This window comes from Stenotrophomonas sp. YJH_SMC_37, assembly GCF_059370035.1.
Genome location: NZ_JCAFTG010000009.1, coordinates 115,021 through 140,531, shown reverse-complemented (window position 1 = coordinate 140,531; position 25,511 = coordinate 115,021). Strand labels below are relative to the sequence as shown.

The 25,511-nt window shown below is 68.3% G+C and carries 18 protein-coding genes; 17 read left to right on the top strand and 1 reads right to left on the bottom strand.

Annotated elements, in window-relative coordinates:
- Window positions 1–193 precede the first annotated feature (193 nt).
- From AC5P8J_RS14190 to pncB, 16 genes are all read left to right on the top strand, one after another.
- Entirely contained in the window at window positions 194–7,717 is a 7,524-nt protein-coding gene (locus AC5P8J_RS14190; protein WP_494540198.1) for an ESPR-type extended signal peptide-containing protein, read from the top strand.
- A 157-nt stretch (window positions 7,718–7,874) separates the two neighbouring features.
- Entirely contained in the window at window positions 7,875–9,728 is a 1,854-nt protein-coding gene (locus AC5P8J_RS14185) for a S8 family peptidase (RefSeq protein ID WP_021203162.1), read from the top strand.
- 136 nt (window positions 9,729–9,864) lie between these two features.
- Entirely contained in the window at window positions 9,865–11,586 is a 1,722-nt protein-coding gene (gene gspE, locus AC5P8J_RS14180) for a type II secretion system ATPase GspE (protein ID WP_227853659.1), read from the top strand.
- 24 nt (window positions 11,587–11,610) lie between these two features.
- Window positions 11,611–12,831 (top strand): type II secretion system protein XpsF, encoded by a 1,221-nt coding sequence (xpsF, locus tag AC5P8J_RS14175; protein ID WP_019661003.1) that lies wholly within the window; start codon window positions 11,611–11,613, stop codon window positions 12,829–12,831.
- A gap of 49 nt (window positions 12,832–12,880) precedes the next feature.
- Window positions 12,881–13,324, top strand: a complete 444-nt coding sequence (gspG, locus tag AC5P8J_RS14170; protein ID WP_021203164.1) for a type II secretion system major pseudopilin GspG — start codon at window positions 12,881–12,883, stop codon at window positions 13,322–13,324.
- Window positions 13,325–13,330: 6 nt separating this feature from the next.
- A complete protein-coding gene (gene xpsH, locus AC5P8J_RS14165) occupies window positions 13,331–13,825 on the top strand; it encodes a type II secretion system protein XpsH (protein WP_019661005.1) in 495 nt (164 codons plus the stop codon).
- Entirely contained in the window at window positions 13,822–14,241 is a 420-nt protein-coding gene (gene xpsI, locus AC5P8J_RS14160) for a type II secretion system protein XpsI (protein WP_019661006.1), read from the top strand. Before xpsH ends, xpsI begins: the two co-directional genes overlap by 4 nt.
- Entirely contained in the window at window positions 14,238–14,870 is a 633-nt protein-coding gene (locus AC5P8J_RS14155) for a type II secretion system protein J (protein WP_019661007.1), read from the top strand. The genes xpsI and AC5P8J_RS14155 overlap by 4 nt, the downstream gene beginning before the upstream one ends.
- Window positions 14,867–15,730, top strand: a complete 864-nt coding sequence (locus tag AC5P8J_RS14150) for a type II secretion system minor pseudopilin (RefSeq protein ID WP_019661008.1) — start codon at window positions 14,867–14,869, stop codon at window positions 15,728–15,730. Before AC5P8J_RS14155 ends, AC5P8J_RS14150 begins: the two co-directional genes overlap by 4 nt.
- A complete protein-coding gene (locus AC5P8J_RS14145) occupies window positions 15,727–16,872 on the top strand; it encodes a PilN domain-containing protein (protein WP_494540199.1) in 1,146 nt (381 codons plus the stop codon). The genes AC5P8J_RS14150 and AC5P8J_RS14145 overlap by 4 nt, the downstream gene beginning before the upstream one ends.
- The gene (gspM, locus tag AC5P8J_RS14140; protein WP_238558844.1) at window positions 16,853–17,560 is read left to right on the top strand and encodes a type II secretion system protein GspM; all 708 of its coding nucleotides are present in this window, start codon (window positions 16,853–16,855) and stop codon (window positions 17,558–17,560) included. The genes AC5P8J_RS14145 and gspM overlap by 20 nt, the downstream gene beginning before the upstream one ends.
- A complete protein-coding gene (locus AC5P8J_RS14135) occupies window positions 17,550–18,347 on the top strand; it encodes a type II secretion system protein, XpsN-like (RefSeq protein WP_021203167.1) in 798 nt (265 codons plus the stop codon). The genes gspM and AC5P8J_RS14135 overlap by 11 nt, the downstream gene beginning before the upstream one ends.
- A gap of 9 nt (window positions 18,348–18,356) precedes the next feature.
- On the top strand, window positions 18,357–20,561 hold the full coding sequence (gene gspD, locus AC5P8J_RS14130; protein WP_021203168.1) for a type II secretion system secretin GspD: 2,205 nt from the start codon (window positions 18,357–18,359) through the stop codon (window positions 20,559–20,561).
- A gap of 568 nt (window positions 20,562–21,129) precedes the next feature.
- A complete protein-coding gene (locus AC5P8J_RS14125) occupies window positions 21,130–21,981 on the top strand; it encodes a glycosyltransferase family 2 protein (protein WP_021203169.1) in 852 nt (283 codons plus the stop codon).
- Entirely contained in the window at window positions 21,978–22,817 is an 840-nt protein-coding gene (locus AC5P8J_RS14120) for a glycosyltransferase family 2 protein (RefSeq protein ID WP_019661014.1), read from the top strand. Before AC5P8J_RS14125 ends, AC5P8J_RS14120 begins: the two co-directional genes overlap by 4 nt.
- Before the next feature lie 101 nt (window positions 22,818–22,918).
- Complete coding sequence (pncB, locus tag AC5P8J_RS14115) at window positions 22,919–24,097, top strand: nicotinate phosphoribosyltransferase (RefSeq protein WP_021203170.1); 1,179 nt, start codon at window positions 22,919–22,921, stop codon at window positions 24,095–24,097.
- A gap of 10 nt (window positions 24,098–24,107) precedes the next feature.
- Here the strand turns inward: pncB and AC5P8J_RS14110 are convergent, their stop codons facing one another.
- Window positions 24,108–24,473 (bottom strand): hypothetical protein, encoded by a 366-nt coding sequence (locus AC5P8J_RS14110; protein WP_227853658.1) that lies wholly within the window; start codon window positions 24,471–24,473, stop codon window positions 24,108–24,110.
- 459 nt (window positions 24,474–24,932) lie between these two features.
- Here AC5P8J_RS14110 and AC5P8J_RS14105 point away from each other — a divergent pair, with 459 nt between their 5' ends.
- Window positions 24,933–25,472, top strand: a complete 540-nt coding sequence (locus AC5P8J_RS14105) for a fimbrial protein (protein WP_019661017.1) — start codon at window positions 24,933–24,935, stop codon at window positions 25,470–25,472.
- Window positions 25,473–25,511: the final 39 nt, after the last annotated feature.

Genomic DNA, 25,511 nt, shown 5'->3' with positions numbered 1-25,511 from the left:
ACTTGAAGCCCGTTTCAGAATCATTCATTTCGCAGTAACCGCTTGGCGCATGCGCTCGGGTTTCTGTCGCTGCGCGCCGTTCGGCATTACCCGCAGTAAATCACGCGAATAGACGCCCCCAGGGGACGCTGGGCCAGAAGGCTCGGCGATGGCGTCGCTTTGCCCAAAACCAGTCCAATCAGGAGCCGTACCGATGAATCGGATTTATCGCAAGGTCTGGAACAAAGCATTGGGTCAGTTGGTGGTGGCCTCGGAGCTGGCCTCCTCCGACAGCAGCGGTGGTGTTGTCGACCAGCGCCGCGATACGACACAGGCCACGCCCGCGCTGTTGGCGGTGGCACTGGGCCTGGTATTGGGATTGGGCATGAGCAGTTCCGCCGCTGCACAGTCGGTGCAGATCGGTGGCAGCGCCACCTGTGTGGCACTCAGCGGCAAGCTGCTGGAAAAGTGCCTGGTTGAAGGCACGGCCAGTGCCAAGGGCAGCAACGCGGTGGCGATCGGTGGCAACAGCAGCGCCAGTGCAGCCAACAGCGTTGCGCTGGGCGCAGGCTCCAAGGCTACGCGCGCCAACACGGTGTCTGTCGGCGATGCCGGCAAGGAACGGCAGATCACCAACGTGGCCGCCGGTACCCAGGCCACCGATGCGGTGAACAAGGGGCAGCTGGATGCGCAGGCGCGCGCCACGCAGGCCGCGCTGGCGGATGTCGCCGCAGCTGGGGACCGCTACTTCAAGGCTGATGGCGCAGGTGATGACAGCGACGCGGCCAAGATCGACGGGCAAGGCGCGGTAGCCGCCGGTGCCGGCGCCCAGTCCTTGGCCAATGCCACCACCGCCGTCGGCACCCAGGCCATTGCCGCCGGTCTCGGCGCCAGTGCGTTCGGACAAGGCGCATTGGCGATCGGCGATGCCAGCGTGGTGGTCGGGCAGAGCGCCGCAGCGTTCGGTCTCGGTGACACCGCCGTTGGCGCCAGCGCCTATGCCGCCAGCGAGAACGGCGCGGCCACCGCGCTGGGTGCGTTGTCCGAAGCAAGCGCCGACGGCGCCACTGCCGTAGGTGGTGGCGCTGTGGCGATGGGCCCAGGCAGTTCCGCACTGGGTCGAGGCGCCACTGCCGCAAACGAAGCCTCGATTGCGGTGGGTGCATTCAGTACCGCCGTGGGCGAATACAGCACCGCACTGGGCTCCAATTCGGCGGCGGTTGCCACCGGCAGCGTGGCGCTGGGCGCAGGCTCGCTGGCCGACCGTGTCGATACGGTGTCCGTCGGTGCGACCGAGTACGGCCTGACCCGGCAGATCACCAGCGTTGCGGCAGGTACTGAAGATACCGACGCGGTCAATGTCGGCCAGCTGAAGGACGTGGCTGCCGTGGCCGATGCCACCGCCAAGCGGTTCCAGGCTACTGGCAGCAGCAACAGCGATGCCGGCGCGCTGGCCGAAGGTGACGAGGCACTGGCGGCCGGCGAGGCGGCCAACGCCATCGGCAACGGCGCCACCGCTGTGGGCGCGGGCGCCAACGCCATTGCGCAGAATGCGACCGCCGTGGGCAACAACGCACTGGCCTCGGGCCAGAACAGTGCCGCGTTCGGCAACAACGCACAGGCCAACGGCCCGGGCAGCGTCGCCGTCGGTGGTGCCGCTGTTGATGCCGATGGCAATCCGCTGATCACCAGTGGCGGCGTGCCGGTGGAAACCGGCGCCACCAGCGCCGGTGTCGGTGGCACCGCGGTGGGCGCCAGTGCCGAAGCCAGTGGATTTGCGGCGTCGTCCTACGGCGTTGGCGCGTATGCCGCCGGTGCGCAGTCGTCGGCATTCGGTGCGGTCGCCAATGCCATCGGTGACTACTCCACCGCACTGGGTACGCAGAGTACCGCCACTGGTAGCAGCAGCGTCGCCATCGGCGGCCCGGCCGACCTGATTCCGGGCCTGGGCTTCTTCGTGCAGACCCAGGCCAGCGGTGAAGCGGCGACGGCCGTCGGCGCCGGTGCCATCGCCAGCGGTGATCGTGCGGTGGCCAACGGCAGCCTGACCGAAGCGTCCGGTGCGGAATCCACCGCCGTCGGCTACTTCGCTTACGCCCCGGGTGAGAATGCCAGCGCACTCGGCGCGCAGACCTGGGCCAGCGGCGCGCAGAGTACCGCCGTCGGGTACTACGCCACCGCGCGTGGCGCCAACAGTGTCGCGCTTGGCGCGAATTCCGAAGCGGTGCGCGCCAACAGCGTGGCCGTCGGCAGTGCCGGCAACGAACGGCAGATCACCAGCGTCGCTGCCGGCAGCGAAGCCACCGATGCAGTGAACAAGGCGCAGCTGGACGCCGTGGCCAGTACCGCGGACAACACCGCGCGCTTCTTCCAGGCCCAGCCGGAAGCGGGCAGTAATGCCGGTGCGCTCGCCGAGGGCGAAGGCGCGGTGGCGGCCGGTTCGTCGAGCAATGCGATCGGCGCCGGTGCGGTTGCACATGGCGCCGCCGCTTCGGCGATCGGTGATGACAGCGTGGCGGTGGGTCGCAACAGCAGCGCCACCGGCAACGGCGGTGTTGCCATCGGTGGCCTCGGCCAGGCCTACGACGAGTACAACCAGCCGATCATCGGTGCCGACGGCACGGCGCAGCAGGTAGGCACCACCGCCGTCGCCAACGCCACCGCAGTGGGCAGCGGCGCACAGGCCACCGGCGCCGCCAGCAGCGCGTTCGGCAATGCGGCCAAGGCCAGCGGGGACAACAGCTTCGCTGCTGGCGGCACGTCGCGTGCAACCGGCAGCTATGCGGTCGCGGTTGGTGACAGCGCCTTCGCCAGCAGCGATGACAGCACCGCGGTAGGGGGTTACAGCTGGGCGACGGCCAGTGGCGCAGCAGCGTTCGGTTCGGGTGCGTGGGCCACCGCCACCAACGCGTCGGCCTTTGGCAACGCGGCCTGGGCCAGTGGCAGCGGCGCAACCTCCATCGGCTACAACAGCTGGGCCAATGGGGCCAGTTCCACTGCGGTCGGCCGCGGTGCGTTCGGCTATGGCGACAACAGCGTGGCACTGGGCTTCCAGGCGCTGGGCAACAGCATCAACAGCATCGCCATCGGTACCAATACGGTGGCCGGCGGCGAAAGTGCGATCGCATTGGGCGCCGGCAGCAACGCCAGCGCCAGCAATGCTGTCGCGCTCGGTGCCGGTTCGGTTGCCAGCCGTGCACGCACGGTGTCGGTGGGCAGCAGCGGCAACGAACGCCAGGTCACCAACGTCGCTGCCGGTACCCAAGCCACGGACGCGGTGAACAAGGCACAGCTGGATGCAGTGGCAACCACCGCCACCACCACCAGCCGCTTCTTCCAGGCCAGCGGCAACGGCGACGACGTGACTGGTGCCCTGGTGGACGGTGACAACGCGCTGGCCGCCGGTGATGCGGCCAACGCCATCGGCAACGGCGCCACCGCGCTCGGCAGTGGTGCCAATGCGCTGGCCAACAACGCGCAGGCGATCGGCTTCAACGCGCTGGCCAGCGCCGCCAACGCCAGCGCCGTCGGTGCCAACGCGCAGGCCACCGGTGAGTACGCCACCGCACAGGGCGCGGAAAGCGAAGCCAGCGGCGAGCAGAGCGCGGCGTTCGGCGCGGCCAGCGTTGCCAGTGGCGCCGGAAGCACTGCCAATGGCGTTCTGTCCGAAGCGTCCGGTGAAGAGGCCGTAGCCATGGGCTACTTCAGCAATGCCAGCGGCGATGCGGCCACCGCTGTCGGCAGCGAGAGCGTGGCCAGCGGCACCGCGTCGGCAGCGTTCGGCATCGGTGCAGAAGCGACCGGTGGCTACAGCACCGCCATCGGTGGCTATGCGCAGGCCTCGGCGTTCAACGCCACCGCCTTCGGCAACTTCGCCAATGCCTCCGGTTCCAACAGTGTGGCAGTGGGTGGCGATGCGGAAGCCTCCGGTGCCTACAGCACGGCCACCGGCCAGGGCAGCCTGGCCACCGGCACCAACAGTGTTGCCGTCGGCGGTTCGCTGTTCGGCGTGCTGGCCACCGAAGCATCGGGCAACTACTCCACCGCCGTCGGTGGTGGCGCCTGGTCCGGTGGCATCAACAGCACCGCACTGGGCAACGCCGCCGAATCGCGCGCGGCCAACAGCGTGGCGCTGGGTGCCGATTCGATCGCCGACCGCGACAACACCGTGTCGGTGGGCGGTGGTGGCAATACCCGCCAGATCACCAACGTGGCTGCTGGCACGCAGGGCACTGATGCGGTCAACAAGAACCAGCTCGACGCCGTAGCCGCTGCAGCGGAAAAGACCAGCAGGCAGTTCCAGGCCAGTGGCAACGCCGATGGTGAAACCGGCGCCCTGGTTGAGGGCGACAACGCGTTGGCCGCCGGTGATGCGGCCAACGCCATCGGCAACGGCGCCACCGCACTCGGTAGCGGCGCCAATGCGCTGGCGGCCAACGCCACGGCGGTGGGCCTCGATGCGCTGGCCACCGGCGACAACGCCGCAGCGTTGGGCAGTGCCGCACAGGCCACCGGCGAAGACAGCCTTGCGCTCGGCACCGGCGCCAGCGCCAGCGAGCTGGGTGCCAGTGCCGTGGGTGCGCGTGCACAGGCCAGTGGTGCATACAGCACCGCGACCGGCACTGAATCCAACGCCAGCGGCACGCAGGCACTGGCCAGCGGCTTCCGCAGCGCCGCCTCGGCCGATGGCACCACCGCCGTCGGTGGCTATGCCGAAGCAAGCGGACGCCTCGGCACCGCGTTGGGCTATGGCTCGGCGGCCAGTGGTGCCAACACCACGGCAGTCGGCTTCGGCGCTGCCGCGGCCGGTACCGGTGCCGTGGCCGTAGGTCAGTCCAGCGAGGCCAGTGGCGAGGAGAGTGTGGCCATTGGTGGCAGCACCTTCTTCGGCTTGATCCCGTCGCGTGCCAGCGGCACTGGTGCAGCGGCATTCGGTGCGGGTGCGTGGGCGACCGAAGACTACGCGACCGCGATCGGCTGGAACTCGTGGGCGGATGCGGCGGATGCCACTGCGCTGGGTGCCGGTGCCACCGCCAGTGGGTTGAACAGCGTGGCGCTGGGCGCCGGCTCCAAGGCCGAGCGCGACAATACCGTGGCTGTGGGAACCGCGGGCGGTGAGCGCCAGGTGACCCATGTTGCAGCCGGCACTGAAGCCACCGATGCGGTGAACAAGGGCCAGCTGGACGCGGTGGCCAGCGTTGCCGACAAGACCAGCCGCCAGTTCCAGGCCAGCGGCAATGCCGATGGCGAAGCAGGCGCACTGGTGGAGGGTGACAACGCGCTCGCCGCTGGCAATGCGGCCAATGCAATTGGCAACGGCGCTACCGCGTTGGGCAGCGGCGCAACGGTGGTCGCTGCCAATGCCACGGCGGTCGGCGTCGACGCACTGGCCACGGCCGAGCAGAGCGTGGCCATCGGCAGCGGTGCCAGCAGCACCGCAGACAGTGCCGTTGCGCTGGGTGCACAGAGCAGCAGCGGCGGCGCCGCCAGCATTGCGATCGGCGCGCAGTCGCAGTCGCAGGGCATCGGGGCGACCGCTGTCGGCGGCATGGCCGAGGCCGCCGGCCTTGCGGCTACCGCAGTGGGCTACGGCGCGATCGCCGATGGCCGCGAAACGACCGCAGTCGGCAACTTCGCGCAGGCCAGCGGCTGGCGCGCCACGGCGTTTGGTGCAGGTGCCAGCGCCGGCTTCTTCGGCACCGCCGTAGGCAGTGCTGCGCAGGCCGCCGATGTTTCCACGGCGGTGGGCCAGGGCACCATCGCGCAGATCGCCGGCGCCGGCTTCGGCGTGCAGGCAAAGGCTGGCGAGTACGGCACCGCTCTGGGCAACAACGCCGCCACCGGGTTGAACGGCGTGGCGGTCGGCTTCAACGCACTGGCCGGACAGGATGCCGCCAGCGCCAGCGCCGGCCAGTTCACTACCGCCATCGGCAGTGAAGCGTGGGCCACCGAAGATGGCGCCACCGTGGTCGGTTACAACAGCTATGCGCAGGCCAGCAACGCGACGGTGCTCGGCAGCAACACCTGGACCACCAAGGACGCCGGTAACAGCGTCGCGTTGGGCGCGGGCTCGCTGGCCGACCGCGCCAACACGGTGTCGGTGGGTGCTGCGCAGGAGTGGGTCGATGCCGCCGGCGTCACCCACAGCGCGATCAACCGCCAGCTCACCAATGTCGCGGCGGGTACGCAGGCCACCGATGCGGTGAACAAGGGCCAGCTCGATGCAGTGGCCGCCACCGCCGATGCGGTCGGCCAACGCTTCAAGGCCAACGGTTCGGGTACCGCCAGTGCCACCGGCACCGATGCCGTGGCCATTGGCGGCAACGCCAACGCCAGTGGCGGCCGCAGCAATGCGTTGGGCAGCGGTGCCGCGGCCATCGGCAATGCGACGCTGGCACTGGGTGCCAACAGCGGCGCCAGCGGCAACAACTCGGTGGCATTGGGTGCCGGTTCGCGCGCGCTGGAGGCCAACGTGGTCTCGGTCGGCGGTGGCAACGGCACCGCCGGTCCGGCCACGCGGCGCATCGTCAACGTCGCCGACGGCCGCATCGCTGCCGGCAGCACCGATGCGATCACCGGCTCCCAGCTCAACGTCACCAACCAGCGGGTGGGAGCAGTGGAAACCCGCGTGGGTGACTTCGACTCGCGCATCGCGACGGTCGAGACCACGGCGGCCAGTGCGGTCGGCTACGACGACGCCAGCCGTGACCGACTGACCCTGTCCGGTTTCCAGGGCACCACCATCGACAACGTCGGTGCCGGCAGCATCGCCGCCGGTAGCCGCCAGGCGATCAACGGCGGGCAGCTGTTCCAGTCGCTAAGTGATGCCGCCAGCTTCCTCGGCGGTGGCGCCAGCGTTGGCATGCAGGGCGTGTTCGTGGCGCCGAACTACGTGATCCAGGGCGCCACCTACAGCAACGTCGGCGATGCGCTGGGCGCGCTGGACCGCAAGGTCAGCGAGATCGACCGTCGCACCGCCGGTGGCACGCGTGCCGGAACCGCCAGCCTGCGCGCGATGAGTGCCTCGCTGGATGACAGCCCGCTGGCCAGCGCCGCGGATGCGCGTGCAACAGCCGATGCAGCACCGGCCGGCACCGCGCGGGTGCAGGGCACGCCGACGGCCGCCGCGGCGGGTGCTGGCATTCCGGTCGGGACCCCGGCGACCGGCGCCAATGCGGTGGCCATGGGCGAGGGCGCCGTCGCCAGCGGCGCGTCGTCCACCGCCGTCGGCCAGGGTGCCAGTGCCACGGCTGCCAACGCCGTGGCACTGGGCCAGGGTTCGGTCGCTGATCGTGCCAACACCGTGTCGGTCGGCAGCGAAGGCAACGAACGCCAGGTCACCAACGTCGCCGCCGGCACCACCGCCACCGACGCCGTCAACAAGGGCCAGCTGGACCGTGGCGTGGCCACGGCGAACAGCTACACCGACAGCCGCGTCCAGGCCGTCGCCGACAGCTTCGATGTGTTCAAGGGTGAAATCGATGGACGCCTGCGCCACATGGACCGCCGCATCGACCGCCAGGGTGCGATGAGTGCGGCGATGCTCAACATGGCCACCAGTGCCGCCGGTATCCGCACCCAGAACCGGGTCGGCGTCGGCATCGGTTTCCAGGGCGGCGAGTCGGCGTTGTCGCTGGGCTACCAGCGTGCGATCAGCGATCGCGCCACGGTTACCTTCGGCGGTGCCTTCAGCAGTGACGACAGCTCGGTTGGCGTCGGTGCCGGCTTCGGCTGGTAAGCCAAACCACTGCGCCGGCGGCCACCCACGCCGGCGCCAAACCTGCAAACAGGGCCTGGGGGGAGGTCACGGCAATCCCGGCTGGGCCGGCCGGGAGTCGTCAAGGAATGATGGCCGCAGTGTTGGTTCGATCCATGACCCAGAAGAGGAATTCGACGTGATCAAGAAGCAGAACCTTCGCATCAATGTGCTTGCCGCCGCCGTGCTGTCGATGACCGCCGTCGGTGCCGTCCACGCCGCCGGGTTGCCGACCCGTGAACCGGTGCGCCAGGCCAGCACCGCCGAGCCGGGCACCCAGCGCATCATCGTCAAGTACCGTGCCGGCACCGCTGCGGCGGGCGACCGGTCGGCCAAGCTGTCCACCGTGCAGTCCGCGCTGACCCGCGCCAGCCTGTCCGGTGGCACTACCCGCGCCAGCGCGCTCGGCCCGCAGGTCGTGCGCAGGCTGGGCGTCGGTGCCGACCTGATCCGCCTGCAGGGGCGCCTGGCGCCTGCCGAACTGCAGCGCGTGCTGAAGGAACTGAAGGCCGATCCGTCTGTGCAGTACGCCGAGGCCGATGTGAAGCTGCGCCGTACCGAGCTGCGTGCCGGTGACGTGCAGCCGGCGCTGGCGCCGAATGATCCCTACTACCAGCAGTACCAGTGGCACCTGCACAACGCCACCGGCGGCATCAACGCACCGTCGGCGTGGGATGTATCGCAGGGCGAAGGCGTGGTGGTGGCGGTACTCGACACCGGCATCCTGCCGCAGCACCCGGACCTGGTCGGCAACCTGCTGGAAGGCTACGACTTCATCAGCGATGCCGAGACGTCGCGCCGTGCCACCAACGATCGCGTGCCGGGCGCGCAGGACTATGGCGACTGGGTCGAGAACGACAACGAGTGCTACACCGGCTCCGTCGCCGAGGACAGTTCCTGGCACGGTACCCATGTGGCCGGTACCGTGGCCGAGCAGACCAACAACGGCGTCGGCATGGCCGGTGTCGCGCACAAGGCCAAGGTGCTGCCGGTCCGCGTGCTCGGCAAGTGCGGTGGCTACCTTTCCGATATAGCCGACGCCATCACCTGGGCCTCCGGCGGCACGGTGGCCGGCGTACCCGCCAATGCCAACCCGGCCGAAGTCATCAACATGAGCCTCGGCGGCAGCGGCAGCTGCGACGGGACCTACCAGGAAGCGATCAATGGCGCGATCTCGCGTGGCACCACGGTGGTCGTGGCGGCCGGCAACGAGACCGACAACGCCTCCAAATACCGTCCAGCCAGTTGCGACGGCGTGGTGACCGTCGGCGCCACCCGCATTACCGGCGGCATCACCTACTACTCCAACTACGGCACCCGCGTGGACCTGTCCGGTCCGGGTGGTGGTGGCAGCGTCGACGGCAATCCCGGCGGCTACGTCTGGCAGTCCGGTTCCGATGCGGCCACCACGCCGGAGTCGGGCAGCTACAGCTACATGGGCATGGGCGGCACGTCGATGGCCTCGCCGCACGTGGCTGCCGTCGCTGCACTGGTGCAGAGCGCGCTGATCGCCAAGGGCAAGGATCCGCTGGCCCCCGCCGCGATGCGCACCCTGCTGAAGGAAACCGCGCGTCCGTTCCCGGTCAGCATCCCGACCGCCACTCCGATCGGCACCGGCATCGTCGATGCCAAGGCGGCGCTGGCAAAGGCGCTGGAAGAGCCGTGCACCGAGAACTGTGGACCGGTGGCGACGCCGCTGACCAACAAGGCCGCCGTGGGGGGGCTGAACGGCACGGCCGGCAGCAGCCGCCTGTACAGCTTCGAGGCAGCCGCTGGCAAGCAGCTCAGCGTGATCACCTACGGTGGCACCGGCAACGTGTCCGTCTACATCGCCCAGGGTCGCGAGCCGAGCGCCAGCGACAACGATGGCAAGTCGACCCGTCCCGGCACGTCCGAAACGGTACGGGTGAACAAGCCGGTGGCAGGCACCTACTACATCAAGGTAGTGGGCGAAGCGGCCTACAACGGCGTGAGCATCCTCGCCACGCAGTAAGCCTGACGTGTCGTAGTTGAACGGCCGAGGCCCGTCATCCTGTGTGACGGGCTTCGTCTTTTTGCGAAAGCTGGCCGCAGGGCGGCGGAAATCATGGCTTAACTGCTAAAGTCGGTCCGATTGACAGGAGAGTCACGTGAACGCGCTCGCTGCAACCGTTACCGACGATGCCGAAGGCCGCATCCTGGATGCGCTGCTGGCACGCGGCCGGCTCAAGGAAGGAGACCTGGCGCGCGCGCGGCCGTTGCACGCCGAGGCCGGCGGCAGCCTGCTGGGCCTGCTGGTGCGCCTGGGCCTGGTGTCTGAACGCGACCAGGCACAGACCAGCGCGGAGGTGCTGGGCCTGCCGCTGCTGGAGGGCAGGCAGGTGCCGGAGGCCCCGCCACAGGCACTGGCCGAGGGCATGCCACTGTCGCTGCGCTTCCTGAAGCAGTTCCATGTGTGCCCGCTGGAGTTGAATGAACACGGGGTGCGTCTGTGGCTGGCCGATGCCCACGATGCCTATCCGCAGCAGGCCGTGCAGTTGGCGCTGGGGGTTCCGGTGACACCGGTGCTGGGCATGCGTGCGGAGATCGATGACCTGGTCGAGCGCTGGTTCGGCCAGGGCCGCAGCGCGATGGGCGCGATCGTCGAAACCGCCGATGGCGAGGGCGGTGCGGTCGATGACATCGAGCACCTGCGCGACCTGGCCTCGGAAGCGCCGGTGATCCGCCTGGTCAACTTGGTGATCCAGCGTGCGGTGGAACTGCGCGCGTCGGACATCCATGTCGAACCGTTCGAGAGCCGCCTGAAGGTCCGCTACCGTGTCGATGGCGTGCTGGTGGAGGGCGAAAGCCCGCCGGCCAACCTCACCGCAGCGGTGATCAGCCGCATCAAGATCATGGCCCGGCTCAACATTGCCGAGCGCCGCCTGCCGCAGGACGGCCGCATCATGCTGCGCGTGCAGGGCAAGGAGCTGGACCTGCGCGTGAGCACCGTGCCGACCGCGCACGGCGAAAGCGTGGTGATGCGCCTGCTCGACCGCGAGACAGTGGTGTTTGATTTCCACCGGCTGGGGTTCACCGATGCGTTCCTGCCGCAGTTCCGCAAGGTGCTGGAACAGCCGCACGGCATCCTGCTGGTGACCGGCCCGACCGGCTCGGGCAAGACCACCACGCTGTACACCGCGCTGAGCCAGCTCAATACCGCCGACGTCAAGATCATCACGGTCGAGGACCCGGTCGAGTACCAGATCGAGGGCATCAACCAGATCCAGGCCAAGCCGCAGATCGGCCTGGACTTCGCCAACGCGCTGCGCAGCATCGTGCGCCAGGATCCGGACATCATCATGATCGGCGAAATGCGCGATCTGGAAACCGCGCGCATCGCGATCCAGTCGGCACTGACCGGCCATCTGGTGCTGTCCACCCTGCACACCAACAATGCCGCCGGTGGTATCACCCGCCTGCTCGACATGGGCGTGGAAGACTACCTGCTCACCTCCACCATCAACGGGATTCTGGCCCAGCGCCTGGTGCGCCGGCTGGAACCGACCCACGCCGAGCGCTACGAGGCTTCGCCGGAGGAAATCAAACGCTTCGAGCTGCGCCGCCTGCAGCCGGAAGGGCCGATCCATCTGTTCCGCCCCAGGCCCTCGGCGCTGGCGCCGACCGGTTACCTCGGTCGTACCACCATCATGGAATTCCTGGTGATGAACGATGCGCTGCGGCGTTCGGTGATGCGCCGCGACGGCATGGGCGAGATCGAACGCATTGCCCGCGAAGCCGGCATGCGCACGATGTACGAAGACGGCCTGTCCAAGGCCCTCAGTGGGCAGACGACCATCGAGGAAGTCCTGCGTGTCACCGAGGAAAGCTGATGCGCGCAGGACGACGGGGCTGACATGCCGACCTACCGTTACAAGGCACTGAATCCGCACGGCGAGATCTTCGACGGGCAGATGGAAGCGGCCAGCGAGGCCGAGCTGGTCGCGCGCCTGCAGGACCAGGGCCATCTGCCGATGGAGACACAGCTGGCCGATGGCGGTGCGATCGGTGGCGGTACCTGGCGCAACCTGTTCCGCCAACGGCCGCTGCAGGGCGCGGCATTGCTGCAGTTCACCCAGCAGCTGGCGACACTGCTCGGTGCGGGCCAGCCGCTGGACCGCGCGCTGTCGATCCTGCTCGGGTTGCCCGAAGACGATCGTTCGCGTCGCGCGATCGCCGACATCCGCGATGTGGTGCGCGGTGGCGCGCCGCTGTCGACCGCACTGGAACGCCAGCACGGGTTGTTCTCGCGCCTGTACGTGAACATGGTGCGTGCCGGTGAGGCCGGCGGCAGCCTGCACGAAACCCTGCAGCGCCTGGCCGACTACCTCGAACGCAGCCGGGCCCTGCAAGGCAAGGTGATCAACGCGCTGGTGTACCCGGCCATCCTGCTGGTGGTGGTGGGTGGTGCGCTGCTGTTCCTGCTTGGCTACGTGGTGCCGCAGTTCGCGCAGATGTACGAGAGCCTGGATGTGGCGCTGCCGTGGTTCACCAACGCAGTGCTGCAGCTGGGCCTGTTCGTGCGTGACTGGTGGGTGCTGCTGCTGGTGGTGCCGGCGCTGGTGGCGCTGTTCTTCGAACGCAAGGCGCGGCAGCCGGCCTTCCGGTTGGCGCTGGATGGTTGGCTGCTGCAGCGTCGCGGCATCGGCCGCCTGCTGGGTGAACTGGAGACTGCCCGGCTGGCGCGCACGCTGGGTACCCTGCTGCGCAATGGCGTACCGCTGCTGGGTGCCCTGGGCATCGCCCGCAACGTGCTGGGCAACCGCGCGCTGGCTGCCGATGTGGAAACCGCCGCCGATGAAGTGAAGAACGGTGCCGGCCTGTCGCTGGCGCTTTCGCGAGGCAGGCGTTTCCCGCGCCTGGCCCTGCAGATGATCCAGGTTGGCGAGGAGTCCGGCGCACTCGATACCATGCTGTTGAAAGCGGCTGACACCTTCGAACAGGACAGCGCCCGCCGCATCGACCGCCTGTTGGCGGCGATGGTGCCAGCGATCACCCTGGTGCTGGCCTCGGTGGTGGGTGCGGTGATCGTTGCCGTGCTGGTGCCGCTGTACGACCTGACCAATGCCATCGGTTGACGATGGATCCCTACGCAACCCCGACACTCCGCAACTGAAAGGACCGACCATGATTGCTTCCCGTCGACCGATCCGCCTTTCCTTCACCGCAGCGCGCAACCAGTCGGGCATGAGCCTGCTGGAGATCATCATCGTCATCGTGCTGATCGGCGCGGTGCTGACCCTGGTCGCCAGCCGCGTGCTGGGTGGCGCCGACCGCGGCAAGGCCAACATTGCCAAGGCACAGGTGCAGACCGTCGCATCCAAGGTCGACAACTACCAGATCGATACCGGCAAGCTGCCCGGCTCGCTCAATGATCTGGTGACTGCGCCGGCTGGCGTGGCTGGCTGGCTGGGGCCCTATGCCAAGCCGGCCGATCTGAACGATCCGTGGGGCCATGCGCTGGAATACCGCACGCCGGGCGAGGGCCAGCCGTATGAGCTGATCAGCCTGGGCAAGGACGGCAAGGCCGGTGGCAGCAGTGTCGACGCCGACATCCGCTACCAGCCGTAACCGGGCATGTCGCGTTTCCTGCCGCGCCGGTTGCAACGCCCGCGCCTGCCCGGCAGGCGCGCAGCGGGCCTGTCGCTGCTGGAAATGCTGCTGGTGATCGCGCTGATCGCCGCGATCGGCCTGATCACCGCTGCCGGCCTGTCACGCGGTTTCGCTGGCATGCAGCTGCGCAGCGCCGGCAAGGACATCGCCAACCAGCTGCGCATGGTGCGCGCGCAGGCGATCACCCGCGGCGAGCCGCAGCGCTTTGTCATCGAGCCGGCCAAGCGGCGCTGGGAAGGCGCCAACCAGCGCCACGGTGACGTGCCGGCACAGCTGCAGGTGCAGTTCGAAGGCGCCGCGCAGCTGGCCACCGCGCCGGGGCAGGGCGTGATCGAGTTCCACCCCGATGGCGGCTCCAGCGGTGGCCGCATCCGGCTGCAGCGTGACGACGCCGAGTGGCGCATCGACGTGGGCTGGCTGACCGGTGAGGTCCGCTCTGGCCCTTGGCGGGCGCAATGAAGCGGCGCGCCCGCGGCTTCACCCTGCTGGAAGTGATCATCGCCTTCGCCCTGCTGGGCCTGGCGCTGACGCTGCTGCTGGGCAGCCTGTCCGGCGGCGCAAAACAGGTGCGCGATGCCGAGCTGCGCACGCGCGCGGTGCTGCATGCGCAGTCGCTGCTGGCCGAAACCGGCGTCGCCTCGCCGCTGCAGGCAGGCAGGCAGCAGGGAGACTGGGAGCAGGGGCGCTACCACTGGGAATTGCAGGTCCAGCCGTGGGCGGAGCCGCGCGCAGGCAATGTCGCGCAGGCAACGTCACCGGGAACCCCCTGGCTGGCCGAACTGCAGCTGCAGGTGCGCTGGGGTGACAGCGAGCGCGAACAGCTGCGCTGGCGCAGCCTGCGCCTGTTGCCGCCCGACCTGGAGAATGCGCGGTGAAGCGCCGTGCCGCAGGGTTCACCCTGGTCGAAGTAATGCTGGCCACCGTGCTGCTGGCCGGCGGCCTGGCATTGGCCTTTGCCAGCGTGCGCTCGGCGATGGCGGTCAGCCAGCGCGGCGAACAGATCGCCGCCGAAAGTGAACGCATGCGGGCGGTCGAGTCTCTGCTGCGCAGGCAGCTGGCCGGCGCACTGCGCACCCCGCTGGAGGTCCCGGACCCCACCCGCGAACCGGTGTTCTTCCAGGGCGAAGAACAGCGCATGCTGTTCGCCGCCGACCTGCCCGGCTACCTCGGCCGTGGCGGCTCCTACCTGCACGCGCTGCAGGTGGACGGACGCGAGGGGCAACAGCGCCTGCTGCTGGACCTGGTGTTGCTGCAGGAAGGCGAGCGCATCGCCGAGAATCCGCCACGCCCGCCGGAGGTGTTGGTTGAGAACCTGAAGTCGGTGCAGCTGCGCTATCGCGGCATCGATGCGGGCACCGGTCAGATGAGTGACTGGATGCCGCGCTGGGACGATACCCGGCGGCTGCCGATGCTGGTGGAGATCAGGATTGTGCCCGCCAAGGGCGCGCCCTGGCCACTGCTGGTGGTGGCACCGCGCGCCGGTGGCAGTGGAGGTGCGCGATGAACCGGCAACACGGTGCGGCGCTGGTGCTGGTGCTGTGGCTGATCGCATTGATGACCGCGCTGGTCGGTGCGTTCGCGCTGAGCGCACGGGTCGAGCATCTGCAGCAGCGGGTACTGGATGACGATGCACGCGGGCAGGAACGTGCGCGCGCCGGCCTGGAGTACGCGCTGCTGCGCCTGTCCGCTGATCCGCTGCGGGCGCCCTGGCGTGCCGATGGCCGCACCTACCGCTGGCAGTTCGATGACGCCAGCATCGAGATCAAGGTGCTGGACGAGAATGGCAAGATCAACCTCAACCTGGCCGACGTGACCCTGCTGACGGCGTTCCTCAAGGCACTCGGTGAAGACGAAGGCGCTGCCCGGCAGATGGCCGGCGCCATTGTTGACTGGCGTGATGAAGACAGCCTGCTGCAGCCCGGTGGCGGTGCCGAAGCGCCGGACTACGCGGCGGCCGGGTTGCCGTATGGCCCGCGCAACAAGCGCTTTGAGACACTCGGCGAACTGCAGCGGGTGCTGGGCATGCGCGGCCCGCTGTACAAGGCCATGCTGCCCCACCTGACCCTGTACAGCCGCCAGGCGCGCCCGGATCCCCAGTTCGCCAGCGCGCCGGTGCTGACCGCACTGGGGCTGGATGCGGATACCGTGCTGGCGCAGCGCGCCCAGCAGGAGCGTGACGCAGATACCGCTGGCGGTGCGACAACGCTTGCCAGCAGCAGCGGCACCTATAGTATCGAGTCCCGTGCAACCGACAGCAGTGGACGCCGGTCGGTGTTGCAGGCAGTGGTACGCAATGGCTCGGGCGGGGTTCCCGGGCGGTCCTACACAGTGCTTCGCTGGGAGCAGGGAATGACAGCAAGATGACGGCATGGCAGGACAGTGTGCGGCAGGTGCAGGGCCGGATCGGCCCGGGCGCCGGTCGTTTCCTGCGCTGGTGGCGGCAATCGCTGCTGGCGTGGGTGCCGGCCCGTTGGCAGTGGGCGCTGGGCTGGGCACAGGCGCGCCTGCTGCTGCAGCGCCAGGGTGACCAGCTGCAGGTCTGGCGTGAGGCCGGTGAACGCCGCGAAGCGGTTGCCAGCGTGCCATGGCCGCTGTCGCCGGTGGAACTGGACCGCGTGCTGGAACCGCGGCTGCGCAGCCTGCCACGGGTGTGGCTGCTGCCGGCCAGCGAGGTACTGCGTCGTCATCTGCGCTTGCCCGCGGCTGCGGCCGGCCGCCTGCGCGCCGTGGTCGGTTTCGAGATCGACCGCCAGACGCCGTTCGAATCGAGCCAGGTCAGCTTTGACGTGCGTGAGCTGGGGGGCGCAGCCGAGGGCCAGCTGCAGGTCGAACTGATCGCCTGGCCGCTGCGCCAGCTGGAAGCGTGGCGGGCCAGCGTGGGCGAGTGGGCCGATGCACTGGCCGGTGTCGATGCCATCGACAGCGAGGGTGAGCCTCTGCAGGTGAACCTGCTGCCACCGGCGCAGCGCCAGTTGCGCGCGGATCCCATGCGGCGCTGGAACGTGCTGTTGGCCGTGGCCGCGCTGGTGATGCTGGTGCTGGCCGCCGTGCAGCTGCTCGACAACCGCCGTGACGCTGCCGATGCGCTGCGTGCGCAGGTCGAGCGCAGTGCACGCAGTGCGCGTGGTGTCGCCAGCGAACGCGCGCAGCTGCAGGCGCTGATCGATGGTGCCGCATTCCTGGAAAAGCAGCGCAGCCAGCGTGCCGGAACGGTGGAAATCTGGAATGAACTGACCCGGCGCCTGCCGGAGGGCACCTATCTGGAAAAGCTGGCCATCGAGAACAACAACCTGCAGCTGATCGGCCTGAGCCGCGAGGCGTCGCAGCTGGTGCAGCTGCTGCAGGACGCACCGCAGTGGCGCAAGGTCAATCTGACCGGCGTACTGCAGGCCGATGGTGCTGCCAGCGGCCGTGACCGTTTCACCATGACTGCCGAACTGCAGCCGTTGCCGGCTGCAGCCCCGGCCCGGGAGGCGGCCGATGCCGATGCCAAGCGCACGCCGTGACCGCTGGCTGGCACTGGCGCTGCTGCTGGCAGTGCTGGGCCTGGCCTACCTGCTGCTGGTGCACCCCTGGTTCACCCGGCCACTGCGTGAAATCGACGCCGACGTGGCCGCCCTGCGCGAGCGCGAACAGCGCGTGCAGGCGCAGCTGCAGCAGCAGCCGCAGATCGAACAACGCCTGCGCGCCACCCGCGAGGCACTGCAGCAGCGGCCGGGCTTCCTGCGTGAAGCCACCGCCGAAGCTGCAGCCGCTGCGCTCGGCGCGAAGCTGCAGGATGCGGTGGCGATGGCCAGCCCGGGCAACCGCAGCTGCACCATCAGCAACCGCACGCCACTGGCCGACAACCGTCGTGACGCCGAGTTCGTGCGCGTGGCCATGCAGGTGCGCCTGCGTTGCGGTGTGGCCGAACTGGCCACGGTGCTGCACAGCCTGGAAACCGGCAGCCCGCGCCTGTTCGTCGACAACCTCAACCTGATCGCGCAGCGCTTCCAGCAGTCGCCGAATGAATCCGGGCTCGGCTTGGACGTGTCGTTCGAACTGGCCGGTTACCTGCTGCCCGGTGCCGCTGCCGATGGCGCTGCGGCGGCACCGGCAGCCGAGCCGGGCGCGGCGCCGCAACCGCCTTCGGCTGCACCGGCACCCTCACCGGCTGCGCCGGAAGAGGGGCAGGAGGTGGCCGATGAAGCTTGAGCAGATCAGCCTGCGCACCGGTTTCCTGCTGGCACTGGCCGGCTGGGCGGCAGCGGTCTGGCTGGCCACCGGCTTCGGGCTGGGCAGCCAGCTGCCAGCTGCCGGCGGCAATGCCGACGCGGTGCCCTCGTTGCCGGTGCTGCCGCCGTTGGCTGCAGAACGCATGCCCAGCGCCGACAGCTACAGCGCAATCAGCGAGCGGCCGCTGTTCGCCGAGGACCGCAGGCCCAAGCCCTACCTGCTCGGTGGCAGCGAGCCCGCCGCCAGTGCCGCGCTGCGCCTGACCGGCGTGCTGCTGACCGGCAACTTCGGGATGGCCACTTTCACCACCGAGCAGAACCGCTCGCTGCGCCTGCGCCTCAACGGTGAAGCTGTCGACGGCTGGCAGCTGGTGGCGCTGCAGCCGCGCCAGGCCACCGTGATCGGCCCCGGTGGCAACCAGGTGCTGGAACTGGCGGTATTCAACGGGCAGGGCGGTGAACCGCCGACCGTACTGCGCGGCGCCAATGGTGTGCCGCCGGCAGGTGCGATCGTTGTGCCGCCCCCGGCAGGCGCTCCGCCGGCACCGCCGCCGGTTGCGGCAACCCCATCGCCGTCGCCTGCTGGCAGTGCGCCAGCGCCCTCGGCTGCGGCATCCGCCCCTGCCACCAACAACGGCCCCAGCGAAGCGCAGATGCAGGCCATCCGCGAACGCATCCAGGCCCGTCGCCGCCAGCTGCAGCAACAACAGCAGCAACAACAGCAGCAACAACCGTCGCCGCCCCCGGGCGATGGCACCAACCGATAGAGTGAATGCATGAGCCTGCGTTTCCTTCCCTGGTCCTTTGCCCTCGCGCTGCTGGTCGGCTGCAGCACCGTGTCCGCGCCGCACGTGCAGCGTAAGGGCAATCTGTCGCCCACCTCCGAGGCTGGCCGGGCGGCCGATGTCACCGCTGACGCCGCCCGTGACGCCCAGGGCGCGCCGCAGGCGGTGATCCGCCGTGGCACCGGCACCATGATCAACCGCGAAGCAGCCCGCGCACCGGCACCGGCGCTGCATGGCGCCAGCACCGGCGAGGCTACCTTCAACTTCGAAGGCGAATCGTTGCATGCGGTGGTCAAGGCCATCCTCGGCGACATGCTGGGCCAGAACTACGTGATCGCACCGGGGGTGCAGGGCACGGTCACCCTGGCCACCCCCAAGCCGGTGTCGCCGGCACAGGCGCTGAACCTGCTGGAGATGGTGCTGGGCTGGAACAACGCACGCATGGTCTACAGCGGTGGGCGCTACAACATCGTTGCCGCCGACCAGGCGCTGGCCGGTACGGTTGCGCCGAGCACGGCGCCAGCCGCCAGCGCGCGTGGCTTCGAGGTCCGCGTGGTCCCGCTGCAGTTCATCTCCGCCACCGAGATGAAGAAGGTGCTGGAGCCTTATGCGCGGCCCAATGCGATCGTCAACGTCGACAGCGGCCGCAACGTGATCACCCTGGGCGGTACCCGCGCAGAGCTGGAAAACTACATGCGCACCGTCGAGATCTTCGACGTCGACTGGCTGTCGGGCATGTCGGTGGGCGTGTTCCCGATCCAGTCGGGCAAGGCCGAGCAGGTGGCTGCCGACCTGGAGAAAGTATTCGGCGAGGAGAGCAAGACGCCCAGTGCCGGCATGTTCCGCTTCCTGCCGCTGGAAAACGCCAACGCGGTGCTGGTGATCACCCCGCAGGTGCGTTACCTGGACCAGATCCAGCAGTGGCTGGACCGCATCGATACCGCCGGTGGCAGTGCCCGCCTGTTTTCCTACGAGCTGCGCTACATCAAGGCGCGTGACCTGGCCGAACGGCTCAGTGAAGCATTTGCCAGCAGTGGCAACCGCGGCGGTTCCAGTCCGGCCTCGCTGGCCCCGGGGGCGATGCCGTCGCAGCTGGGCAGCGACTCCGATCGTGGCATGGACAGCACCAACAACAGCAGCAGCTTCGGCTCGGTCCCGGGCAGCAGCTCCAGTGGCGGTGGCAACGGCAGCATGAACCTGCCGCAGCGCCAGTCCGGCAACGTCAGTGTCAGCCTGGAAGTGGAAGGCGACCGCGTGGGCGTGTCGGCGGTGGAGGAGACCAACACCCTGCTGGTGCGTTCGACCCCGCAGGCCTGGCGGTCGATCCGCGAGGTGATCGAGAAGCTGGATGTGATGCCCCTGCAGGTGCACATCGAAGCCCAGGTGGCCGAGGTCTCGCTCGATGGCGACCTGAAGTACGGCGTGAACTGGTTCTTCGACAACGCCGTGGCCGGGCGTGCCCTGACGGGCGCATTGGGCGGCGTGACCCTGCCGGCGGCAGCGGGTGGCTCGTGGAGCAGCTTCGCCGGTGCCGCAACGGGCGGCGAAGGTCTGGGCTGGGCATTCACCGGCCACAATGGCGCGGCGGTGGTGAGTGCGCTGGACAAGGTCACGGATGTACGCCTGCTGCAGACGCCTTCGGTGTTCGTGCGCAACAACGCCGAGGCCACGCTCAACGTCGGTGACAAGGTGCCGATCAACACCACCACGGTGAATACCGGCATCGGCACCAGCAGCTACAGCTCGGTGCAGTACATCGACACCGGCGTGATCCTGAAGGTGCGCCCGCGCGTGACCCGCGACGGCACGGTGTTCCTCGACATCGTGCAGGAAGTGAGCAGCGCCTCGAACGTGCCCGACAACTGCAATCCGACCGAGCGCAACTGCAACCCGCGCATTTCCACAAAGAAGCTGTCGACCGAAGCGGCGGTGCAGAGCGGCGACACCATCATGCTGGCCGGCCTGATCACCGATTCGGGCACCGATGGCAGCAGCGGCATTCCCGGCCTGAGCCGGATTCCGGTGGTTGGCGCGCTGTTCGGGCAGAAGAGCCGCTCCAGCCGCCGTTCCGAAGTGATCGTGCTGCTGACCCCGAGCATCGTGCGCAACAGCCTGGAAGCGCGGAATCTGACCGACGAGTACAGCCAGCGTTTCCGCGCGATGGAGCCACTGAACCAGCCGCGCGCAAAGAAGTAAGGGGTTTGCGGCCGGGCTGCGCCCGGCACCCGCCGAGGCCGGAGCAACAGCAACAGCGGGTTTACTGAGGGATGGCGGGGCACTGTGGGTTTGCGGGGACGCCGTGAATACGTCCATGTAGGCTTGTCGCCGCATCCATGCGGCTCACACCCCGCAAACCCGCAGTGCCCCGCCTTCGACAGTTTCCTGCTTGCTGTTGGTAGGTGTCGACCTTGGTCGACACGATCCACGCCATGCGTGGATGACTCTCCATCGAAATCGAATATTTCGATATCTGTGAGATCTGAGCCGAGCACGGCTCGGCTCTACAGAAGAGCAGGCAGGTCGCGGAAAACTGTCGACGGTGGGGTGGGTCCGGTTGTGGGGGCGTGAGCCGCATGGATGCGGCGACCGACCTACATGGACGTACTTGCAGCGTCCCCCGCAACCGGACCCACCCCGCCAACCCCAGGAACCCAGCTCTTGCTTCGGCTGTTGCTGTTGCCCTGGCCTGAAGCGGGTGCCGGGAGCAACCCGGCCGATACCCTCCCGGTGCTAGGCTGTGGCCACCGACAACCACGGAGGCGGGATGGGGGCGATCGTGTTGTTGCCGCTGTGCGTGGACGATGCCGCGCTCGACCGCTGCCTGGCCGCACTGGATGCGGGCACCGCGCCGGGCACCGCAGTCTGGCTGGCCGACGATGCGCAGACCGGGCCGCGTGCGCAGGCGGTGGTGGAACACTGGCTGGCACATACGCCACTACAGGCCGAGTACACCCGGCGCGCGCGGCCACTGGGCGAGGTCGCCCATCTGGACGAGATGCTGCGCGCCTGCGATGGCCTGGACGTGGCCGTGCTGGCACCGGACAGCGTGCCTGCGCCGGGTTGGCTGCAACAATTGCAGGACGCCTTCGCCCGCGATGCCGCCATCGCGACCGCAACCCCGTGGTGCAATGCCGGCGAAACCGCAGCGTGGCCACGGTTGGGCGAGATCAATCCCGAGCCCGAGGATGCGGCGCTGCTGGCACAGACCTGCGCCGCCTTGCCGGCGCTGCACCCGGAACTGCCATCGGCGGTCACCCATGCGGTTCTGGTGCGTGGCAATGCGCGCCGCCGCGCCGGTGGCCTGGATGTGGACAGCTACGCTGGCTGGAACGCGGCCCTGGTCGACCTCAGCCTGCGCATGGCCGGCCTGGGCTGGCGCAACGTACTGTGCGAGACCGCCTTTGTGAGCCGGGCGGGCGAGGCGGCCAGCCGCGATGGCGACCTTGAGGCGCTGGCTGCGCGTTGGCCTGGCTGGGTGCCGCGCCTGGCCGATTTCCTGATGCACGATCCATTGCACGGGCTGCGCGCCGACCTGCAGCAGCGCATGCGGCAGGCGATAATGCCGAAGGAACAGGGCGACCTGTTCGTTCCTTCCGCGCCGGAGTCACTCGCTTGAATGTTGCCATCGCCGCCATCGTCGTGACCTACCAGAGTGCCAGCACCATCGATGCCTGCCTCTCGCGCCTTCGCCAGGCGCAGGACGTGGCCGAGATCCGGGTGATCGACAATGGCTCGATGGATGGCACGCTGGACATCGTGCAGCGCCATGCCAGCCACGATCCGCGCGTGCGTTTCGTCGGCAACCCGGACAATCCCGGCTTCGCCGCTGCCAACAACCAGGGCGTGGCCGATTCGCGCAGCCCCTGGTTGGCCTTCATCAACCCGGACCTGATGGTCGAGCCGGAGACGTTGGCCGCACTGCGCAGCCGGGCGGAAGCACTGGGCGATTGCCTGCTCGGTGTCGAGCAGGTGGACGAGCAGGGCCATGCCGACGAAGCCGTGCGCCGCCGCGACCCGGATTTCCTGATGATGCTGCGCTCGCCGGGAAAGGGCTCGAAGCTGGCGCTGCCGCGTGACCCGCAGCAGGTGCTGCAGCGGGTGCCGGCACTGTCTGGCGCACTGCTGATGATGCCGCGTGCATTGTTCGACCGGATCGGAGGCTGGGACGCCGGGTATCGTCTGCACGCCGAAGACCTGGACCTGTGCCGGCGTGCACGCGAAGCCGGGGCCGTGGTGGCGATTGCAAACGACCTGCAGGTCACCCATGTACGTGGCGTCTCGAGCCGATCGCGGCCGTTCTTCGTTGAATGGCACAAGCACAGGGGCCTGTGGCGCTACTTTCAGAAGTTCGAGGCCAGGCAGCGTTCGCTGCCGGTGCGCGTGGCGGTGTGGGCCGCGATCTGGGGGCACGCCCTGATGCTGGTACCGCGCCTGTTGCGCAGGTCGTTGTAGGGCCGAACCTGCATCCACGCATGGCGCGGATCTACCCACGCGGAGAGCCGAGCGTGCCCGCGGCCACCCCGGTTCACCCGTCCGGGCGCATAATCCGCCTCATGCCTATCATCCAGTCCCTGCTCGACACCGACCTGTACAAGTTCACCATGATGCAGGCGGTGCTCCACCAGCACCCCGGTGCCCAGGTGCAGTACCGGTTCAAGTGCCGCACGCCCGGCATCGACCTGGCCCATTACATCGACCAGATCGACGAAGAGATCGACCACCTGTGCAGCCTGCGTTTCAGCGACGCGGAACTGGACTACATGCGCGGCCTGCGCTTCGTGAAGCCCGACTTCGCCGATTTCCTCGGCTTGTTCCATCTGGACCGCAAGTACATCCAGCTGCGCGCGTCGACGGCCGTGCCCGGCGAAATCGAACTGGACATCACTGGCCCGTGGCTGCATACCATCCTGTTCGAAGTCCCGCTGCTGGCGATCATCAACGAAGTCTGGTTCCGCAACACCACCACCGCCGACTTTGCCGAGGGCGAGCGTCGGCTGCAGGCCAAGGCCGCGCTGCTGCGTGATACTCCCGGTTTCGAACAGTGCCGCATTGCCGACTACGGCAGCCGCCGCCGTTATTCGCGTGACTGGCATGCGCGCCTGCTGCCGCTGCTGCGCGATGCGCTCGGCCCGCAACTGGTCGGCACCAGCAACGTGCACTTCGCCCGCCTGTACGGCATGACCCCGCACGGCACCATGGCGCACGAGTACCTGCAGGCATTCCAGGCACTGGGCCCGCGCCTGCGTGATTCGCAGGTGGCGGCACTGGAATCGTGGGCACGCGAGTACCGTGGCGACCTCGGCATCGCGCTGTCCGACGTGGTTGGCCTGGACGCGTTCCTGCGCGATTTCGACATGTATTTCTGCAAGCTGTTCGACGGTGTCCGCCACGACTCGGGCGATCCGTTCGACTGGGGCGACCGCATGCTGGCGCATTTCCAGCAGCGCCGGGTGGATCCGCGCACCAAGGTGCTGGTGTTCAGCGATGGGCTCGACATCGCCAAGGTGATGCGCCTGTACGACTACTTCCGTGGTCGCTGCCAGGTCGCCTTCGGCGTTGGCACCCACCTGACCAATGATCTGGGGCCAACGCCGCTCAACATCGTCATCAAGATGGTCCGCTGCAATGGCCAGCCGGTGGCCAAGCTCAGCGATTCGCCAGGCAAGAGCATGTGCGACGACCCGGGCTACCTGGCCTACCTGCGCCAGGTGTTCGAGCTGCCGCCGGCGTAAGCGTGCCGGCTTACAGGTAGTCGACCACCACCAGATAGGCGCCCTGCAGGGGCTGCTGCGTCGACGCCTGCACGCTGTAACGCTCGGAGAAGGCGATATCGCCGGCGCGCAGCGCGCTGGCCGACACCGACAGCTTCTGGCCGTGGCGCTTGCCGTCGCGCAGCGTCGCGGCCGGGCCGTTGGCCAGCGCCGTCACTTCCACCGTCGAGCCCTTGGCCGACGGCGGGCAGGCGGCCAGGCTCAGCTCGCCCTGGGACAGATTCGTCGTGCAGCCCGGCTCGGCGATGCGGCCACTGAAACGGATGCTGCCGCTGCTGGCCTGGGCCAGCGCACTGACGGACATCAGGGCCACGCACAGCAGAATGGAATTCCTCATGACACGTTCTCTGGTTCGGTGTGTCCTAGTTAGCGACAGCTTCGATCAGCCTTTAATAGGACGATTTCGAATCTGCTAGGGACATCACCAAGAAAGAGTGATGTGCATCAAAGAAGCCGATTTCCGCCGGGAAAAGGTTTGTTTCCGTGCATGCCGAACGCGCCACCCGAAGCGTCATCCAGGGTCGCTTCTGACCTGATCCGGCGACCGTCGGGTTCCCGAACCCGCGTGGGTCCTGATTTCGGCTATCACGTCACATTTCCAGCGTCAATGAATTGACGTTCAGAAAAATAATGAGACTTTCATCACACTTGTACCTATACTTGCGTCACGGATTCAGGGAAAGCTACGTCCGAGTCCGGCCACAGGTGAGACGCAAGGATGGGTCTTGTTAGCCCGGCAGTGCTCCTTGCTTCCTCCTCTACTTCTCATCTCTTCAGTAGGGTTAGGTAAAAGCGAATGCACAAGATCAATATCATCGCCGCTCTGATGCTGGCCGCCGCTCCGCTGGCCGCCAACGCCGCCGACGGCACCATCACCTTCAATGGCAAGGTGACCGACAAGACCTGCACCATCTCGACCCCGGGCGGCAAGGACTTCGCCGTGACGCTGCCGACCGTGTCCAAGAACACCCTGGCCACCGCCGGCGCCGTTGCGGGCCGTACCCCGTTCGCCATCAACCTGACCAAGTGCAGCGCCGGCAACGTCGCCACCTACTTCGAGCCGGGTTCGACCGTCGACTTCAATAGTGGCCGCCTGGTCAACCAGGCCTCGGCCAACGCTGCCACCAACGTGCAGCTGCAGCTGCTGGGCTCGAACAACCAGTTCCTGCCGATCAAGGCGGCTGGTGCAGGCCTGGCCCAGACCAACTCGCAGTGGGTCACCGTCGGCACCGACGGCTCGGCCGACCTGAACTACTACGCTGAGTACTACGCCACTGCCGCCGCCACCCCGGGCGACGTCACCAGCAGCGTCAAGTACACGATCATCTACAACTGATCGCAGTCATGCCCCCACTGGCCGGCGTTCGCGCCGGCC